The sequence below is a fragment of the Acinetobacter colistiniresistens genome, assembly GCF_000413935.1.
Taxonomy (GTDB): Bacteria; Pseudomonadota; Gammaproteobacteria; order Pseudomonadales; family Moraxellaceae; genus Acinetobacter; species Acinetobacter colistiniresistens.
The window spans coordinates 19,178-38,617 of the sequence record NZ_KE340378.1 but is presented as its reverse complement, the minus strand read 5'-3'; the positions used below and the strand labels follow the sequence as shown (position 1 = coordinate 38,617).

The window sequence follows — 19,440 nt, the reverse complement described above, 5'->3', positions numbered from 1 at the left end:
CCGATATAACTTAGCATATTTTGCCATTTTAAAAAAATAAAAAAGGGGGTAATTACTTACCCCCTTTCGCTAAATATATGATTTTATTATTTACGCTGTTGATTTTTCAGATAGTCTTGAATGCTCATTGGCGATGAACGTGGTGTAGAACTTGCCGCAGCAGTTGCCGGTGCATCTGCATTTGCACGTTTACTGATCGCTGGAACATCATCTTCATCAACCGACTGATGCGCTGCTTGAGCAGAAGGTGTATGGGAAACCGTAGCACGTCTTTTCTGATCAACTTCACTAGCATTACGGGTTAAACCTGTTGCAATCACAGTGACACGCAACTCATCACGCGCGTCTGGATCAAATACCGTACCGTAGAAGATTTCGCCTTCATCCAAATCAACGATCTGGTTGACGACATCAGTAATAATTTCTGTTTCACGCAGGGTAATATCATCACCACCCGTGATATTAATCAATACGCCTTTTGCATTGATAATATTCACATTATCAAGCAATGGGCTACGGATTGCCTGCTCAGCAGCTTGGCGAGCACGATCTTCACCACGGCCCAAACCAGCACCCATCATGGCATAACCACGGGTACTCATGGCGGTTTTCAAGTCAGCAAAGTCAAGGTTAATATGACCACGATTGACCACCAAGTCAAAGATACTGCGAACAGCATTCAGCAATACATCATCTGCCTTTTTATAGGCATCTTTCATTGAAATATCACCATAAACGCTGAGTAAACGCTGGTTTGGTATGATAATTAATGAATCAACGTGTGCTTCTAAAGCATCAATGCCTTTTTCAGCAGACTTCTGGCGACGACGACCTTCAAAGTTGAATGGTGTAGTCACTACACCCACCGTCAAGATGCCCATTTCTTTGGCAACTTCAGCAACCACAGGTGCTGCACCGGTACCTGTACCGCCGCCCATACCTGCGGTTACGAAGACCATGTCAGTCCCTTCAAGGTGCTGACGAATCACTTCACGGCTTTCTTCCGCTGCGATTTGACCCACCTCTGGATTTGCACCCGCACCTAAACCACGCGTACTTTGTTCACCCAATTGAATTTTGAATGGGGCATTCATACTATCCAGTGCTTGTTTATCTGTATTTGCACAAACAAACTTTACACCTTGAATATCTGATTGCGCCATGTGTTGCACGGCATTACCACCGCCACCACCAACACCAAATACTGTGAAACGGGCTTGACCGTTGCCATTGTCTAGTTCATCTTCTATAAATTCAAATGAGGCCATGACCTTTAGATTTCCTAATATTAATGGCAGTTACTTCAGCCCGTTACTGCCCTGATTTTTAAACAACTGATGTTTAGGATGCTGTTCAATAATCGCTAGCTTGTCAAGTACAGTGGCAGATTTCGAACAACTTCCTAACAAATTTTCCCAAAAATAACTACAACTTAAAAGATGGCCTTTAACTTGCTATTTAATGCATTCCAACCATTGGCAACACGATCAACAAAACTACGATCGCTTGCCTCTTCTGGTTCTTCTACCGTATCTTGCAAATCACTCTGACTAAACATCAACAAACCCGCTGCAGTTGCATACATCGAACGACGCAATGCTGGTAAATGTTGATCATCTGCATAGACTTGTAACGGTGGATTACCCAAATGTGCAGACACACCCAACATACGACGTGCCAAATTCACCATGCCTTCAATCTGACAGGCATCACCGGTCAGTACCACACCATGATAAAGCCCATGAATTGCACCGCTATGTTCCAACTCTTCACGAATTAGACCAAATATTTCTTCATAGCGCGCAATGATAATTTCTGCAAGCTCAATACGACTGATGGTTTGTGTACCATCAATCCCTTGTACCTGAATCATGTGATCGGGTTTGACCACACTCATATCCACGCAGCCATGTAAAATCTTGATGCGTTCAGCTTCTTCAGTGGTGGTCTGTAAAACAGCGGCAATATCACGAGTAACATTCTCACCACCACGCGGAAGCGTACGAGCCAAAGCCAAACGGCCATCCAGATACACGGCAATATTGGTGATACCTGCACCAATATCGACCAAGCAAACCCCATACTCTTTTTCGTCTTTCAGCAGGCTGGCTTCTGCCGTTGCCAAGCAAGACACCACCATTTTCTCTACCCCGATATTGGCCCCCTTCATGGCGCGATCAAGGTTTTGCATGGTGCTGATTGGCATCATCATTAGCTGATAATGCCCCGTCATGCTATGCGCCGACATATTGACTGGGTTTTGCACCCATTCAGCCGAATCGCCTAACTCAAATCCCAACGGTACAGCACTGGCCAAATAATAATCTGGCGAGACATGGCTGGCTTTAGCCAATTCTAAAGCTCTGACCACTTCATTGGTGCTAATAATATGATCGTGGTTGGCAACTGGCGTACGGCCTGAAGCATAAAAACTTTGTAATTCAGTACTTGGAATCGACACCCAAGCGCTATGAATACGGCATTCAGCCATATCCTCCGCTTCGGATACCGCATTTTTAATGGCCGCAATCACTTTGTCTAAGCTAACAATCTTGCCCTTAACCATACCTCGGTTGCGAGCAGTTGCCATGCCAATGACTTGGATCTTATCCGGTGCATGGACCTTACCAATCAAAACTGTGACTTTATGAGTCCCAATATCAATCGCAACAACTGAGGGAACAGTTTCACTCATTACTTCAATACCATATCTTTAGTGTTGTTTAGGACCACTGCCCTTTATTTTAAGCCACGTATTATGGCTTTGCCTGAATTGCCCCTGCAAGGCTTGTGTCATCAATCGTTACAACTAACTGACCGTTGACAATCTTTGGCGGAGCCGCGTTTTTCCACTGAATGGCAAGACCATTCCGATAACGCAGATCAATTGCCGTGATTTTTGACCATACAGGTTTTAAATCCGTTTGTGCCAAATGGCTTAAGCGCTGCAGCTTGTTCATGGTTTGATCCTGATCCACAATAATCCGCAGACCTGAATCAAACTGCATAAACCAGGTCATACGCTCGGTTAAATACAATTCTTTTAATCTCAAATTCGCTGGATGAAACAATTGATTAATTTCATTATAGCGACGCATCATCATTTTGGATTGGCTGGCTGGCCCATGTAAAAGTGGCAAATTTGGATGTGCTGTTGGCACCGCCTCACTAAATACATCACCATTGTCACTGAGCAAACGCCCTGTTCCCCAACGTGCAATCGCATGGCGCGGCATCACCCTCACCCGAATTGCATTTGGCCATGCTCGTGACACCACCACACGATCAACCCATGACACTTTTAAGGCTTGATCGCGAATTTGTTCTAAATCTGAAGTGAAGTAGTTATCTTTAATAATTGGATTTAGATACTGAACCAGTTGCTGATTCTCGACATCAGAATTGGTCCCAACCACTTGCAACTGAGCTGCGCGAGCATCAGTCATAACTTTATATAAGCCAAACAGCCCCAGTGCCAGTACTGCAAAAGCAATGACCAGTAGCACCCAACCCCCCGCATTCACCATCTTTTGTCGAGGCGAAGGCGGCTTCTCGTGAATCGAGCTAATGGCTGGCCGTGTTTTACGGCGCATCGAGGCAGGTAGTTGAGCCATAATATAGTTAAGCCGACTTTGCTAAGGTTTGCTCTAAAATCGCAACACAGAGCTGATCAAAGTTATAGCCCACTGCTTGCGCCGCTTTTGGCACCAACGAGTGACTGGTCATACCTGGAACTGTATTTACCTCTAATAACCAGAAGTTACCTTGCTCATCCTGCATCGCATCAATACGACCCCAGCCTTCTGCACCGACCGCTTGGAAAGCGCGTAAGCAAAGTGCCTGTAAGCTTTTTTCTTCTGCTTCGCTCAGACCGCAAGGAATGCCATATTCCACATCATTGCGTTGATATTTGGCTTCATAGTCATAGAACGCAACATCTGCGGGTGGTTGCAAACGAATCACGGGTAAAGGCTGACCATTCAGGAATGAAATGGTGAATTCACGACCTGTGATCCATTTTTCTGCCATCACCACCGCATCGTGCTGAGTGGCTTTTTCAATCGCAGCAGCAAAATCTTCAGCTTTTTCAACTTTACTCATGCCAACGCTTGAACCTTCATGCACCGGCTTGATAATCACTGGCAAGCCCAATTCTGCAATCACAGGTTCAAGATCCGTGTCTTTGGTAATGATACGGTAAGGTCCCGTTGGCAGATCACTGCCCTGCCAGATTTGCTTGGTTTTGACTTTGTCCATGCCAATCGCAGAACCTTGTACACCCGTACCGGTATATGGCAGGTTTAACCATTCCAATACGCCTTGAATCTGGCCATCTTCACCACCACGACCATGCAATACGATAAAAGCACGATCATAGCCCACCAGTTCAGTCACACTACGATCTTGTGGGTCAAATGCTTCTGCCTGTACGCCCGAACGCAATAACGCCTCTAAAACGGCTTGACCACTGTCCAACGACACAGCACGCTCAGCCGACTTCCCACCAAACAACACAGCAACTTTGCCGAATTTTGCAGCATTTGACACGTTTATATCCTTAAAACTTTTAATATTCACAAAACAAAATTATTTGGCATACAAGCGATGCTGAGCCAATTCTACCGAAATTGCACCGACGTTACCCGCGCCTTGTGTTAATAACAGGTCATTTGCTTGTAACACTTTTTGTAAAACGTTCGGTAAATTGCCTTCGACTGGATCGAGCAGAATCGGCTCAACCTCACCACGTAGACGAATACTGCGTGCTAATGCACGACTGTCAGCGCCTACTATCGGCTTTTCGCCCGCTGGATAAACCTCAAGCAATAATAATTGATCCACTTGCGATAACACATCGACAAAGTCATCAAAACAGTCACGAGTACGGCTAAAACGGTGCGGTTGGAACAACATCACCAAACGGCGATCTGGATGGCTGGCACGTGCCGCTTTAATAGTAGCTTCAACTTCTTTTGGATGGTGACCGTAGTCATCCACCAACTTCACCAAGCCTTCGCCCACTTCAAATTCACCCTGAACTTGGAAGCGACGACCCACACCACTAAAACCTTCTAAGGCACGGCAAATCGCACCATCAGAAACACCTTCATCAGTTGCCACACCAATCGCAGCCAATGCATTCAAGACATTATGCAAGCCCGGTTGATTGATGGTGACACGCAATGGCTCACGGTCTTTACGCAATACGGTAAAGTGCGACTGCATGCCTTCTTGTTCAACATCAACCGCACGAATATCGTTGTCTTCATCAAAACCATAGGTCAAAACTGGACGACCAACACGCGGTAAAATCTCGCGAATATTGGCGTCATCACCACAAACCACAGCCAAACCATAGAATGGCAGGTTATGTAAGAATTGAATAAAGGTATCTTTTAACTTATCGAAGCTGCCTTCATAAGTGTCCATATGATCTGCATCGATATTGGTTACAATCGCAGCCATTGGTTGCAAATACAAGAAAGAGGCATCTGACTCATCGGCTTCTGCGACGATAAAACGGCTTTCACCGAGTGCAGCATTTACACCCGTACTATTCAGCAAACCACCAATCACATAGGTCGGATCAAGGTTTTCTTCTGCCAGCATGGTGGTCAACAAACTGGTGGTGGTGGTTTTGCCGTGTGTGCCTGCAACCGCAATCCCATGGCGGTAACGCATCAATTCACCCAGCATTTCCGCACGGCGTACAATCGGAGTCCGCTGTTCAATCGCTGCTTTAATCTCTGGATTTTCTGGATCAATTGCTGTCGACACCACCAACACATTGGCATTTTTAATATTGTCAGCCGAGTGACCAATAAATACTTTAATCCCATTGGCTTCGAGTTGAGCCGTGGTTTTCGATGCTTTAATGTCTGAGCCTGAAATTTTATAACCTTGGTTACTCAATACTTCGGCAATACCGCACATCCCCGCACCGCCAATACCAACAAAGTGGATATTTTTAATACGGCGCATTTCTGGCACTTTAATCAGCTTTTTGGCTTGGCTTGGATTTGTAGGAGACATAGATAAACTCGAATTACAATTTTTTAATCAGATCAACCACATGCTGTGTTGCATTCGGTTGTGCTTGTTGACGTGCTTTAACTGCCATTTCAGACAGGAGTTGGCGATTTAATAAGGTTGCTAACAACTCATCCAAAACAGCAGGTGTCATATCTGCTTGCTGGCAAATCTTGGCAGCACCGGCATTGGCCAAGAATTTTGCATTTGCGGTTTGGTGGTCATCTACCGCAATCGGTAAAGGAACAAAGATCGCAGCCAAACCTGCGGTTGCCACTTCCGTTACCGTTAAAGCACCGGCACGGCAAATAATCAAATCAGCTTCACTATAGGCCTTGGCCATATCCTGAATAAAAGGTTCAACCTGAATATTCAAACTGGCAGGGGCATCTTGATACAGGGCACGTGTGGCATCTTGCTTGTTTTGGCCACATTGATGGAACACCTTCAGCGGCACAGTGGCCTTTTTCAAGGCCTCAGGCAAACGCTCATTCAGTGCCTGTGCACCCAGTGACCCCCCCACAATCAGAATATTCAGTGGCAGTTGTTCTTGTTCACGGGTTTGATAGCGCCAAGAAGGATTTAAAATCGCAGTGATTTCCGCACGTACTGGATTGCCAGTGGTCACGACTTTATCACTGTTTGCAAAGGTATTTGGAAATGCCTGACATACGGTCTTGGCAATACGCGCCAATTGGGTATTGGTAAACCCTGCAATGGCATTTTGCTCATGAATCACGACAGGAATACCGAGTAAACGTGCAGCCAAACCACCCGGCCCTGCCACATAACCACCGAAACCAGCCACAGCATCGATCTTGAGCTGTTTCATATAGCGCATAGCGCTTAAAGTCGCTTTTAAAATTTTAAACGGTGCACTGATTTTACGTAACAGGCCATTACCGCGTACACCTTGAATATCAATCTGATAAATCGGAATATTTTGATCTTTGAGTAACCGATTTTCCATTCCTGTCGGAGTTGCCAGCCAAGAGACCTGGCAGCCCTCTTGTTGCAGTTGTTTGGCAACAGCAAGTGCAGGAAAAACATGTCCACCTGTACCAGCGGCCATCATCATGACATGTTTAGGTTTGTTTTGTGGGGAATTGGTCACAGTCTAATTCTTCAACTCAAAAAAAGAAGGTTATCGTCTATTGTTTTCGGAAGTTATTTTAATCCTAAAGCTTCATTCACGAAAAGCGAATTTCACCTGTTTACAACAGAAAGCTGTGCTTTTTTCGATTCTTTGTTAAAAACAAGGTTCTGCCGATATAGAAAAGCCCGTTTAACTGCCAATTACACTGACATTCAAACGGGCAATTCGGTCAAAAATGCAACTTTTTAGTTTTTACGACCAGCTTCTAAAACATCGAAAAGATCATCGGCAATGGACGTCCCAAACTGTGCATCAATCTCACGGATACAGGTTGGACTAGTGACGTTAATTTCAGTCACATAATTACCAATCACATCCAAACCCACAAAGACCAGCCCTTTTTCACGCAGGAATGGACCAACTTTTGCGGCAATCAACTTATCATTTTCAGTCAGTGGACGCGCTTGACCCAGACCACCAGCGGCCAAGTTCCCCCGCACTTCACCATTTTGCGGAATACGCGCCAAGCAATATGGAATCGGTTCACCATTGACCATCAAGATACGTTTATCACCTTCGACAATTTCAGGGATATAGCGTTGCGCCATGATTGGACGTGTGCCCATTTCCGTAAGCATTTCCAACGTCGAACCAATGTTCACGCCATCTTGGTATAGGCGGAAAATCCCCATGCCGCCCATGCCATCCAAAGGCTTCACAATGACATCGCCATGTTCTTTGATGAACTCACGAATCAGACTTTGTTGTGAGGTCACCAAGGTTGGTACTTGTAGTTCTGGGAACTGCGTGGCAAATAACTTTTCATTACAGTCACGTAGCGATTGTGGTTTGTTGATAATCCACACCCCTTCACGCTCGGCCTGTTCCAGAATATAAGTGGTATAGACAAAGTTCATGTCGAACGGTGGGTCTTTACGCATCAACACCACATCGTAATCTGCCAATGATTCTTTGCGCTGCTCGCCTAGCTCATAGTAATGGCTATAATCTTCAAAGACTTTTAAAGGTGAGATTAGGCCAAAGGCTTTGCCTTGATCGATATATAAATCGTGCTGTAATGCATAACCCAATTCATGTCCGCGACGGCTGGCCGCCCATAACATTGCCATGGTTGAATCTTTTTTGAGATTCACAGTTTCAATCGGGTCCATCACCACCAGTACACGCATATTCTGACGCTCGTATTTTTAATCTTGGCAAAAAGTATAGCGAAGTTTGCAGTCAATCGTGAAACAAGTTGTATAAATCTTAAAGATTAAAAAATCTATTTTGTTCAATTAATTACAACATATTAAAAATATTCAGCTTTATGATTTAATTTGTTTCGGAAGAGGAAATCACCAGTGGATGCATCGTAGACCAGTCATTTCCATCTTCCTCATTTTCTGGCCTATTTATCGCAAGAGCTTTTGAATATCTTTGGCAATTTTTTCAGGTTTGGTGATTGGGGCGTAGCGTTTAACCACTTCACCTTTTTGATTGATCAGAAATTTAGTGAAGTTCCATTTAATACTGCTGCCTAATAAACCTTTGGCTTCAGAAGTGAGGTATTGATATAAGGGATGTGCGGTTGGGCCATTCACATCCACCTTGGCAAACATCGGGAAAGATACGCCATAGTTGCGCTGACAAAAGCTGCCGATTTCTTCATTGCTGGATGGATCTTGATTGGCAAATTGGTTACATGGAAAACCCAGGATCACCAGCCCTTGTTGTTGATAGTCCTGATATAGCTTTTCCAAGCCTTCAAATTGTGGTGTTAGACCGCACTGGCTTGCGGTATTCACCACCAATAAAACTTTGCCTTGGTAATCTGCAAGGTTCTTTTGTTCGCCTTCTAACAGTTCAGCCTGAAAATCATAAATCTTGCTCATAGGTGTTCTCTCATCTATCCAATATGGAATTGCTCATAATAATTTGCTGAATCATTCAGCTTGCTTATTTAATATTGCACACAATTATCTTGCGTGCAAGTTTATTATGCGCAATGTACTTTTAAAGCAATCCAATTTATACTGAATGTTCAACAACCGAGTCGAGGAAAATACATCATGGCTGACGTTTCATTTTTGGATAACCAAGTGTGTTTTGCCATGTATTCCGCGACCAATGCGATGATTCGCCAGTATCGCCCTTTACTGCAGGAATATGATCTGACCTATCCGCAATTTATTGTATTGCTGGCTTTGTATGAGCAGGACAATGTGATGTTGTCTGAGATTGGGCAAAAGACTTTTTTTGATTCAGGAACGTTGACACCGATTATTAAAAAACTTGAAGAAAAGCAGTTTTTAAAGCGTGTTGCGGTCAAAGAAGATGAGCGGATGAAAAAAGTTGTGTTGCTAGAAAAAGCACTAATCTCAAAAGATGAAATTACCCTGATTCCGTTTAAGCTCGCCTGCTCATTGGGTATGGACCCGAATGATTTAGTGGCGATTCATAACTTATGCCATCGTTTTTTAAAGGGTTTAGAGCACTCTAAACTCGAGAGTCTAGAAAATTAAATGCAGCAAGCGATTGTGGGTTTTCATCTCGATGAGGAAGGACATTGGGTTGCTGATCTCGCCTGTGGGCATGGGCAACATGTGCGCCATGATCCACCGTGGCAGAATCGCCCTTGGGTGTTAACCGAACAAGGGCGGAATGAGAAACTAGGTGTGATGTTGGAATGTAGGAAGTGTGAGGAGGTATGATTCGGATAAGAGATTTTATGTTAAATGATATTCAAAAGTATATGTTGGGAAAAATTTTAGAATTCCCTTTTTGTGTAGATATAGCTAACCAAGTTTTTTATGACACATAGATATTATTTATAAATTTAATTATATCAATATCTTATAATTTAAAATATGTAATCTAAAAGTTGATTTAGCTATAACACAGTTATACATGGCTCTGAAGCTCAATATTAGGAGGATAGGTAGCAAGTTTAAGAATTGTCTCTTACTAACTATTCGGGCACGTACATTTATTCAGAAAAGATAACTTTAAATTTATGATTAGAGAATATTTCCATTGTTGTATTTTTTATAAGGGGTAAAGAAATATCTATCATAAAATTTTTACTCTCTTCATTTTCAGAAAATATAAATTCTCCAAATTTTTTGTGTGCTATAGAGCATCTTATTCTATAAATAAAATATGCTATAAAATTATTTATAAAATCAATAAAGCTTTTTTCATCACTTTTAAATTTTTTATTTTTAGAGATTTCTAAGTATTCACCAATGTTTCCAGGGTCATCTAATTTACATTTTTCTATGAAGTCATTGAACTTACCTCTAACAACGGAGTCTTTAACTGGGCTAGATTCTTTACCGTATTCATATAAAATTTCTTTAGTTATTCCTGGGTAATCATTAAATGATTTTATAATTAATTTTAATAGTATAATTTTATTCGTGGTAAATTCAGAAATTAGATATTTTAAAGAGTCGATTTCATCTTTATTTAATTTCTTATAGATAGAGTTTGCTTCAGAAATATTATTGATATCAATCTGTCTTAACTCTCTTAAAAATATTAGATTAAATAATAGTTCTATATTATGATAATTTTTTAGGAATAAATCAAAAATACTATTAGAATTAATAGCTGTTTTTGAATTCATTAAGTTTAGATCAGTTGGAAATTTAATTTCTAGATCAGATAAATAAATTTTTTCAGTTTTTTTAGATGGTGTTAGAGTATATTCTGTATGGTTGAATCCCCCCCATAGACTTTCTTTTCCATAAAATTGATTGAAATAAATTTCAGCATGATTTTGATAAATAACTAAAAAATTATTTTCTAATTTATTTGGAATAAGACCTTGTTTTTTATAAATATTCCAAATAAACAAGATTTCATCTGCTGTAAAATTGCTTAAACTAACATTAGGATCATCTATTCTATTCGTAGATACAATATAGCCAATATCTTGACCATTTAAAGATAATTTGACGATCTCCTCAGTAGATAAATGACATTCCATGTCATATACATTGATAATAATTTTATTATCATATAGTAAGCTACTAAAATCATGGTTAACGTAATTGTTAATAGTTAAAGAGCTATTAATATCATAGTCACTAGCTTCATTATATGCTCTAATGAAGAATTCATCTCTATCTGTAAACATTATATTGCAGCCGCATCCCAACTAGCACTAAAATCAAATTCTCCTTCTGACCTGAAAAATTCTTTAAACATAGTAAATATATACTTCCTTCTTGCTGAACCAATATTAACTTTTCTAGAGTTAATACCTTTTATTAAATTTTGATATTTTTCTAAACTAAAGTAATCATAAGGTGCACCTTGTTCAATATAATTATGAAGTTGATCTATAATCACATTAAGAGAATTATCTACTTTGTCTTTTTTACCACTTTTAATAAATACTCCTGCTGCAGCAAAAAAGCTTAACATTACATTTTCACTTCCAAGCCAATAAGAGCCATCTTCGCTGTTTGGTTCATCTTTATATAAATCCCAGGCAAGTGCATCAATTATTGTAAATTTATTTAAAATTTCAATGAAATTATCAAAGTCCTCATTTATTTTTTCTTTTGTAGATTCAAATATTTCATTGTTCTTGATTTGGTCATTAACAATATTTTCATTATCTTGTTCTGGTGTTGCTTTTAAGAAAGCATAATATGCTGATGCAATATTATTTAAAGGATATTTGTTTGCAGAAACACGTCGTCTACTTTCACGTTCCGTATACAAGTCAATTCCTGTAACTTTCTCCTCTATAGTTTTTCTAGTAGTTGCAAAAAGTAAATCTATTTGATGACGCATAGACATCGCTTTTTGACCAGAGTTTAGGACAATCATACGGTAAACAATATTCTTGAGGTCAGAATCTAACCAATATTCAAGTAATAATGTTTGTTCATCTTTAAAGGTAATACCTTCATTAGAAACTTCTTTTAAAATTATAGTTCTTTGAAGCCCATCTAAAATATCAACGATACCCACATTTGAAGCCAAGGTCTTTTCTATTTCATGATGATTGTCTAATTTAGCGAGCAAATCACTTACATACTCATGCTTAACAGACAACGTAATTGAAGGTAACAAAGCTCCTTCAATAATGTCATTTTTTAATCTTGAATATCCCTTGTGATTTTCCCTTTTTCGTTGAAGCTCAAAATCCTCAAAATTATGACCAATAATTTCTAAATATTTATCGGGTGTGGTTTGGCAATATATAATATGGGCTCCACTTTTTAAATCTTTCGCAGTTCCTAAAATTTTAAACATCGTTCTAAACATCTTAAAAATTTAACTAATTTTATAGCATATTTTATAAAATATAGATTTTCTTTATTTCGATTCAAGTAATTAAGATGAGTATGATTTTTCATTCATGATTAAGATTTTCTACAATTAACATAATACGCCTTATGCGAATTTTTTGAATTTTTCTATTTAGTATCAATATCTTAAAATAATTCGTTCTAGAGTTCAGCGCACTAGAACGGCTTTTACATGATTTTTCACGTTCCACGCTTATTTTTCAATCATTATTTCCAATAATTCGTTAATTAAACTCAAAGAAGAAAGAAGCCCCTCTGCTTCCTTTCCCATATCTAAAACTTAGATCCCATATTTTTCACGATAAGCTTACATATACGCCAAGGCGTATTCTAGAACACTAATTTTAAGTATTGACCTCAAGCCAACTTGAGCTTTTATAGTTACCCATTGATCTCAAAAATACGGGGAGATGGATGGATAACTCAAGTAAAACGTTTCTTATATACGGTGTCAGCAAAGGCCTAGGAAAAGCCATTGTTCAAGCAGTACCAAAGCCAACAGATACCATCTATGGCGTATCTCGCAGCCAACCACAACAAACTCCAAACCTAAACTGGATTTGTGCTGATCTGTCCAAACCAGAGCAGGCTGTAAGCGATGTAAAGGCAACAATTGGACAGCAAAAACTTAATGTGCTGATTTACAATGTGGGTATTTGGGAGCAACAAGCATTTAGCGAACACTATAATTTTGAAAATGTTTCTGCTGCTGAAATTAACCAAATCATCAATACCAATATCAGCACCTGTATCCTATCGATTCAATCATTCATTGAAAATCTAAAACTCTCCGACAACGCTAAAATTATTCTGATCGGCTCAACGTGGGGGGTTGATAATCATAACGGTAAAGAACTTGTTTTCTCCGCTACCAAATTTGCGTTAAGAGGTATTGCGCAATCACTACGAGAAATCTTGCGTGAGCACTTGATTGGCGTCAGTGTAATTAACTTGGGCTATCTAGCCAGTGAATATGAGATTGATCAACCTACTCAGGATGTTTTAGAACAAACCAAATATTCTCTCATCCCTTTAACCGATGTGATTCAGGCGATTCATTTTATTCTTTCAACCAGTAAAGCAACTTGCATTAAAGAAATCTTGATGCCGGCGATGTTGGATCAGAATGTTTGATTTGTCTCTTAATTTCTAGAGAGCCAACCATACCCCTCCACCATCTTTAAGATGATAGAGAGCATCTATGATAGTAATTCTGGCAAAATCAAACTCAATTGATCTTAAAAACTGCTATAAACCATATCAGTTACAGCTTTATAATTTTTGTTTCACCGTTTTAATGTACTGAATCGCAAAAAAGATAGCCAATATAAAACATACAACAGCAGCTATAAGGCTAATCAAAGGCTGTATTGATAATGAAATGGCTAGACTTGAAGCGATAGCAAATACAACCATCAAAATTAAATATTTTAACTTTTTCGCTTTAATCTCTTCTTTTTTATAATCATACATTTATTAAATTTCTCTGCTTTAAATAATCAATTACTCCAAATATAACGACATAGTAAATAAAAAAGGAAGCCTTCGCTTCCTTTTCTTTTACATCTAAAACTTAGATGCCATATTTTTCACGATACGCCTGCATATTGGCTAAAGCGTCTTTTTCGCCTTTTGCATCTAAATAATCCATCAAATCTTTCATGGTAATCAATGCATGTACAGGAATTTCGAGTTCTTTTTGCACTTCCTGAATCGCAGAAAGCTGACCTTGACCACGTTCTTGGCGGTCTAGCGCCACCAATACACCTGCAATTTCAGCACCTGCATTTTTTAAGATGGTCACGACTTCACGAATTGCCGTTCCCGCAGTGATCACATCATCAATGATCCAGACCTTTTGACCTGCAACCGATGCACCCACCAACACACCGCCTTCACCGTGATCTTTGGCTTCTTTACGGTTAAAGCCCCACGGTACGCTTTTGCCATGCACTTGAGACAATGCCACAGCTGTTGCTGCAACAAAAGGAATCCCTTTGTACGCTGGGCCAAAAATCACACCAACATTGTCACACTGCACCAGTTTGTCGGCATAGCCTTGCGCTAACAAAGACAGTGCTTCACCATCGTTTAACAAACCTGCGTTAAAGAAATAAGGACTGACACGGCCTGATTTTAAGGTAAACTCACCAAATTTAAGCACTCCACGTGATAATGCGAGTTCGATAAAAGCTTGCGGATGAAATGACACAGGCGTTGTCATATAAGGTGCTCCAAATTCTTCAATTGAGGTTAAACAGACGTATGATACCAAAGGATAGCTATCCAAGTGATGTAAAAATTCTTCGAGTCGTTTCAATTAACGTAAATGGCTTGCGTTCATCAGTCACCAAAGGCCTGCTCGAATGGTTAGAACAGTCGGGTGCCGATGTGGTGTGTATGCAGGAAAGCCGCATCACCCATGAGCAATGGACCGATAAATTTAAACCTGAAGGCTGGTATACCCACCTGTTCCCTGCTGAACGTGCAGGCTACGCAGGTACGGCGATTTATAGCCGTCTGCCATTCGTATCGGTAAAAGATGGTTTAGGCTTCGAACTCGCTGACTCTCAGGGCCGTTTTATCACCGCTGAATTTGATTTAGGCTTGTCACAAACTGTTCATATTGCCTCGTTATACTTGCCATCAGGATCAAGCGGTGACGAAGCGCAAGCACGCAAAGACGTGTTTTTACAAGAATACGCCAAAATACTCAAACAGTGGCGAGATGAAAATAAATCAATCATTGTCTGCGGGGACTACAATATCGTGCATAAACGCATCGATATTAAAAACTGGTCAGGTAACCAGAAATCATCTGGCGTATTGCCACATGAACGTGCTTGGCTCGATCATATCTATGATGAGTTGGGTTATGTGGATACCTTCCGTGAAGTTCGCCCTGAAGCAGAATTGTATTCATGGTGGTCAAATCGCGGTCAAGCGCGTGCAAAAAATGTTGGGTGGCGTATTGACTACCAAGCCTGCTCTCCAGACTGGAAAGCACGTACAACAAATGCGTGGGTATATAAAGAACAATGGTTTAGCGACCATGCACCGGTAATTATCGACTATAAAATACACGAATAAGTGAACACTTGTTCACTTAGGTCGCTTCTTTAGCTTACAGAACTTGTCGCTTTTGTGTATTTTTATTTCACAGCTAGAACGGCATTATAGCTTCACGGCACAAGGAAGCGGTCAGGATGACCAAAAAGGGATAGGAAGCCGTAGGAAGATAAAATAAACTTAGATTAAGTTTATTTGCATGGATGAGACAATGGACGTTGAAATGAGACCCGCATAATCAGGAAGATTATATGCGGGTTTTCTCTTTTCTAGATCTTCGTTTTTCTTTGTTTGACCTGTCTGAAGCATGTGTACTCAAAGCATATTATCATTTCTGCTTCATACACCTGACCGATCAACCTAATCAAAAATTTCAACTGGTACACTCCCCTACTTTTACGTTAGGCTTTGAGCCATCTTTTTTATTGTTTTCTATGGTTTTTCACATGTTCAAAATTTATGGCATTAAAAATTGTAATTCGATGAAGAAAGCCTTTGATGCATTGCAAGCCAAGGGTATCAATTACGAATTTCATGATTACAAAAAACAAGGCATTGATGCAGAAACTTTGGCGATTTGGCTAAAAGAGATCGGTGCAGACAAAGTGCTGAATAAAAAAGGCACCACTTGGCGTAAATTAAGCGCAGATGAGCAAGCACACGCGACCAGTAATGAGCAGAACCTGATTGAAACCCTGATCGCGCAACCAAGCCTGATTAAGCGCCCTGTAGTGCAAACTCCAAAAGGTTTTGTGATTGGCTTTGATGAGGCCACCTATCAAGCCTTATCCGCTTAAACGCTAAAGATGAGCAGAAATAAAAAAACCGAGTCAGTGCTCGGTTTTTTTATGGTTTAGCTCTCGCGGATTAATTGGCACGAATCCAGGTTTGGTTACGACCTAAAGCAGCAACACCAATATAGCCACGTAATTTCAGCTTCTTCCCGCCTTCTAGGATTTCAGCTTTCAATCGATAGGTTTTACCGTTTTTAGGGTCAATAATGGAGCCATTGTCATAGCTTGTCCCACCGACATTTTTAAGACCATGTACAATGGTTAAACCTTTCAATGGCTTATTGTGATAGGTTCCTTCACATTTAGAGCAGGCATTCTCCTGATCTGCAACTAAATATTTTTGAATAGATGCAGTCAGTGTTCCATCCTTTTGTTCCGTAAACTTCACGATTGCCTTTGGCTGCTTTGTTTCATCATCAATCGTCTGCCAAACACTGCCGTTTAGCGCATCTGCCGCATTGGCAAAAGTTGTTAAACCAAGCAATCCAAATGCTAAAGCAATTTTCTTCATTTTTGTAATATCCTTAAGGGTCTTTCAAACTCAAAGTATTGAGAACTTCGATCAATATTGCAATTCTTGATTATGACTATTTGGTATAACCTGAGTAAGGGTGACGTAGCGCACAATTTTTTTCAGTTTTTATCGTAACGCTTAGGCATCGCTTATCTTCAAGAATATTCTTATTCCGATACTGATCTAACAATATGGAAAAATTATGAAACTTGCTACTGTTTGGAAATATTATTTTACTGAATCCTTACTTAAAGCGGCAATTCGGACACCAAGTCAATTTAACTTGGCTCCCAATGCTTTACGTCCGCTTCTGGATCAACTGTGTCGCGTATTTCCACACGATCCAACGGTACAAATCCGTTCAATACGTCTGGCCGGTGTACGTGGTGAGGAAATTAAGGCGCAAGCTACAGCAACTCAGCTGATTTTCCATATCCATGGCGGTGCTTTCTTCTTAGGGAGTTTGAATACCCATCGTGCCCTGATGACCGATATTGCCGCACGTACCCAGATGCAAGTCATTCATGTTGATTATCCTCTTGCGCCCGAACATCCCTTTCCCGAAGCGATTGATGCGATTTTTGATGTCTATCAAGCCTTGCTGGTCCAAGGCATTAAACCGAAAGATATCATTATTTCAGGCGATTCTTGTGGTGCCAATCTGGCTTTGGCCTTATGTTTACGTCTCAAACAACAGCCTGAGTTGATGCCAAGTGGCCTGATTCTAATGTCACCTTATCTTGATCTGACCTTGACCAGCGAATCGCTACGTTTTAACCAGAAACATGATGCACTGCTGTCAATCGAAGCCTTACAAGCCGGCATCAATCATTATCTCACGGACAATATCCAAGCCGATGATCCACGTGTTTCACCACTCTTTGATGATTTAACAGGACTGCCACCCACTTTGGTACAAGTTGGTTCTAAAGAAATTCTATTAGATGATTCAAAACGCTTTAGAGAAAAAGCCGTGCAAGCCGATGTCGATGTCAGCTTCAAACTGTATACGGGCATGTGGCATAACTTCCAGATGTTTAATGCATGGTTCCCTGAAGCAAAACAGGCTCTGGCTGATATTGCTGAATTTGCTCATGCACTTGATCGGGATTGATTAAAACAAAATCGTGTAAAAAATGGTCAGCTATGTCTGACCATTGTCACTGTTAATTCAATTTTGTCATTATAAAATAAAAATGATTGGATATTTAGATAATAGCCTATTTTTCAAGGCATTTTTCCCGTCCTGATTTGCATTAAAACCTCATCACTGGACTTTTTTCTCATTCTAAAGATGCTATTGTTATTTCAATAATCGTTCTTCGATATTTTGAGGACAAATCTACAGTTGCTGGGAATCTCATTGCATAAAAGGATGCATGCCAATGGTCAAGATTCGTTTTAATCGGTCAACTGACACAAAAAGATGGGGCTTTCAGCTTTCTTGGGAACATCATATTGTCGTCAATTGGACCATACTCAAAAAAAGTATTTTATTATTGATACTTGCCGCTTTTATGAATCTGTTCTGGATCAGCTGGGACATTTTTGTCTTGGTCAATCCACAGTATTCAGAATGGGTACATTTGAATCTGGTACGTTCACAATTATGGACCAGTTTGATCATGCTGGGCATTCTGTTGTTGCTGATCATCCCTTGCCATATTTTTAGAGAACAACTTTGGGCGCAAAGCTTTTTACCGATTCTCAGCGTACAGATTTTTACTGCGATGTTATGCCATAACAGCTATTTGGTCGGAAGTTTCAGTCCGGCAACAATGGTGGGTTATGTCAGTGTTGTGGGTGTGGGCTTAGTACTGTTTGACCGTAGAATGGTGTATTGTGCGCTCATTCCAGCAACGCTTGCGCTGCTGTTCTGCAATTATTTAAGCATGATTGGAGTCCTGACCTACGCACCGCTGTTTAATATGCAGCATCTTAACCAAGTCCCCATGCACCCGTTTTGGGTCGGTAGCATGATGTTTTTCTTATTGCCGATCATGTTGGCCTGTTTATTTTTGTTTGAAATTTTGCTGACGCAATGGCGAACACGGGAAATGACAATTCAGATCCTCAGTCGTCTGGATCCCTTAACCAATGTATTCAATCGACGCAGTATCGACAGCTATTTAGAAAAATTACATCAGCAGCCTGATCCCTTATATTCAATTATCCTGCTCGATCTGGATCATTTTAAAAGTATTAATGATCACTTCGGTCACAGCATGGGCGATCAAGTCTTGGTGCAAGTGGCCAAATGTCTCACCCATAATCTGCGTGATCAAGATGTGATTGGTCGTTTTGGCGGAGAAGAATTCATTCTAATACTGCCCAACACCACCACGGCACAAGCACACAATGTGGCAGAACGTTGCCGTCTCGCAATAACCCAGCTACATTTTATCACCGAGCAAAAACAGGAATTTGTCATCAGCGCTAGTTTTGGCATCAGCAGTTCGCTCAGTGCTGATGCACCTCATCTGATTATCAGCCAAGCCGATCAGGCCCTGTATGCGGTCAAAGCCGCTGGCCGCAATCAGGTGAGAGTTTTTACGGATCTGATCAGCAGCTAACACCATGAAGGCTTTGCTACGCCTTTATGGTCAA

The 19,440-nt window shown here is 40.6% G+C and carries 20 protein-coding genes; 7 read left to right on the top strand and 13 right to left on the bottom strand.

Annotated elements, in window-relative coordinates; translation table 11 throughout:
- Positions 1-86: 86 nt before the first annotated feature.
- From ftsZ to F907_RS15160, 8 genes are all read right to left on the bottom strand, one after another.
- On the bottom strand, positions 87-1,268 hold the full coding sequence (ftsZ, locus tag F907_RS15125; RefSeq protein ID WP_016651331.1) for a cell division protein FtsZ: 1,182 nt from the start codon (positions 1,266-1,268) through the stop codon (positions 87-89).
- Between the two features lie 164 nt (positions 1,269-1,432).
- Positions 1,433-2,695: a cell division protein FtsA gene (gene ftsA, locus F907_RS15130; protein ID WP_005275541.1), complete on the bottom strand. Its 1,263-nt coding sequence runs from the start codon at positions 2,693-2,695 to the stop codon at positions 1,433-1,435.
- 61 nt (positions 2,696-2,756) lie between these two features.
- Positions 2,757-3,614, bottom strand: a complete 858-nt coding sequence (locus F907_RS15135; protein ID WP_005238130.1) for a cell division protein FtsQ/DivIB — start codon at positions 3,612-3,614, stop codon at positions 2,757-2,759.
- 7 nt (positions 3,615-3,621) lie between these two features.
- The gene (locus tag F907_RS15140; RefSeq protein ID WP_016651330.1) at positions 3,622-4,548 is read right to left on the bottom strand and encodes a D-alanine--D-alanine ligase; all 927 of its coding nucleotides are present in this window, start codon (positions 4,546-4,548) and stop codon (positions 3,622-3,624) included.
- A 39-nt stretch (positions 4,549-4,587) separates the two neighbouring features.
- Positions 4,588-6,033, bottom strand: a complete 1,446-nt coding sequence (gene murC, locus F907_RS15145; protein WP_016651329.1) for a UDP-N-acetylmuramate--L-alanine ligase — start codon at positions 6,031-6,033, stop codon at positions 4,588-4,590.
- 13 nt (positions 6,034-6,046) lie between these two features.
- Positions 6,047-7,144 carry an undecaprenyldiphospho-muramoylpentapeptide beta-N-acetylglucosaminyltransferase gene (gene murG, locus F907_RS15150; protein ID WP_081402430.1) on the bottom strand — a complete coding sequence of 366 codons (1,098 nt, stop codon included), beginning with the start codon at positions 7,142-7,144 and terminating at the stop codon, positions 6,047-6,049.
- Positions 7,145-7,371: 227 nt separating this feature from the next.
- Positions 7,372-8,316, bottom strand: a complete 945-nt coding sequence (gene gshB, locus F907_RS15155) for a glutathione synthase (RefSeq protein ID WP_016651327.1) — start codon at positions 8,314-8,316, stop codon at positions 7,372-7,374.
- Positions 8,317-8,541: 225 nt separating this feature from the next.
- Entirely contained in the window at positions 8,542-9,021 is a 480-nt protein-coding gene (locus F907_RS15160) for a glutathione peroxidase (protein WP_004657140.1), read from the bottom strand.
- Positions 9,022-9,198: 177 nt separating this feature from the next.
- Here F907_RS15160 and F907_RS15165 point away from each other — a divergent pair, with 177 nt between their 5' ends.
- Positions 9,199-9,651 (top strand): MarR family winged helix-turn-helix transcriptional regulator, encoded by a 453-nt coding sequence (locus F907_RS15165; protein ID WP_016651326.1) that lies wholly within the window; start codon positions 9,199-9,201, stop codon positions 9,649-9,651.
- Positions 9,652-9,840, top strand: a complete 189-nt coding sequence (locus tag F907_RS15170; RefSeq protein WP_016651325.1) for a DUF3565 domain-containing protein — start codon at positions 9,652-9,654, stop codon at positions 9,838-9,840.
- Positions 9,841-10,115: 275 nt separating this feature from the next.
- Here F907_RS15170 and F907_RS15175 read toward each other — a convergent pair whose 3' ends face one another.
- Both F907_RS15175 and F907_RS15180 read right to left on the bottom strand, forming a co-directional pair.
- On the bottom strand, positions 10,116-11,270 hold the full coding sequence (locus F907_RS15175) for a hypothetical protein (protein ID WP_016651323.1): 1,155 nt from the start codon (positions 11,268-11,270) through the stop codon (positions 10,116-10,118).
- The gene (locus F907_RS15180) at positions 11,270-12,400 is read right to left on the bottom strand and encodes a hypothetical protein (protein ID WP_016651322.1); all 1,131 of its coding nucleotides are present in this window, start codon (positions 12,398-12,400) and stop codon (positions 11,270-11,272) included. Before F907_RS15180 ends, F907_RS15175 begins: the two co-directional genes overlap by 1 nt.
- A gap of 470 nt (positions 12,401-12,870) precedes the next feature.
- On the opposite strand from F907_RS15180, the gene F907_RS15185 reads away from it, so the two are divergent.
- A complete protein-coding gene (locus F907_RS15185) occupies positions 12,871-13,590 on the top strand; it encodes an SDR family oxidoreductase (RefSeq protein ID WP_016651321.1) in 720 nt (239 codons plus the stop codon).
- Positions 13,591-13,728: 138 nt separating this feature from the next.
- Here the strand turns inward: F907_RS15185 and F907_RS15190 are convergent, their stop codons facing one another.
- Entirely contained in the window at positions 13,729-13,929 is a 201-nt protein-coding gene (locus F907_RS15190; protein WP_016651320.1) for a hypothetical protein, read from the bottom strand.
- Positions 13,930-14,029: 100 nt separating this feature from the next.
- A complete protein-coding gene (gene pyrE, locus F907_RS15195; RefSeq protein ID WP_004657130.1) occupies positions 14,030-14,680 on the bottom strand; it encodes an orotate phosphoribosyltransferase in 651 nt (216 codons plus the stop codon).
- A 41-nt stretch (positions 14,681-14,721) separates the two neighbouring features.
- Here pyrE and F907_RS15200 point away from each other — a divergent pair, with 41 nt between their 5' ends.
- Both F907_RS15200 and F907_RS0117820 read left to right on the top strand, forming a co-directional pair.
- Positions 14,722-15,546 (top strand): exodeoxyribonuclease III, encoded by an 825-nt coding sequence (locus F907_RS15200; RefSeq protein ID WP_005270296.1) that lies wholly within the window; start codon positions 14,722-14,724, stop codon positions 15,544-15,546.
- 425 nt (positions 15,547-15,971) lie between these two features.
- Positions 15,972-16,322 carry an arsenate reductase gene (locus tag F907_RS0117820; RefSeq protein WP_032861808.1) on the top strand — a complete coding sequence of 117 codons (351 nt, stop codon included), beginning with the start codon at positions 15,972-15,974 and terminating at the stop codon, positions 16,320-16,322.
- 70 nt (positions 16,323-16,392) lie between these two features.
- Here F907_RS0117820 and F907_RS15205 read toward each other — a convergent pair whose 3' ends face one another.
- Complete coding sequence (locus F907_RS15205; protein WP_005270293.1) at positions 16,393-16,830, bottom strand: DUF2147 domain-containing protein; 438 nt, start codon at positions 16,828-16,830, stop codon at positions 16,393-16,395.
- 205 nt (positions 16,831-17,035) lie between these two features.
- Between F907_RS15205 and F907_RS15210 the strand changes: the two genes are divergently transcribed.
- Together F907_RS15210 and F907_RS15215 are read left to right on the top strand one after the other, a co-directional pair.
- Complete coding sequence (locus F907_RS15210) at positions 17,036-17,947, top strand: alpha/beta hydrolase (protein ID WP_016651318.1); 912 nt, start codon at positions 17,036-17,038, stop codon at positions 17,945-17,947.
- Between the two features lie 271 nt (positions 17,948-18,218).
- The gene (locus tag F907_RS15215; RefSeq protein ID WP_016651317.1) at positions 18,219-19,406 is read left to right on the top strand and encodes a GGDEF domain-containing protein; all 1,188 of its coding nucleotides are present in this window, start codon (positions 18,219-18,221) and stop codon (positions 19,404-19,406) included.
- Positions 19,407-19,440: the final 34 nt, after the last annotated feature.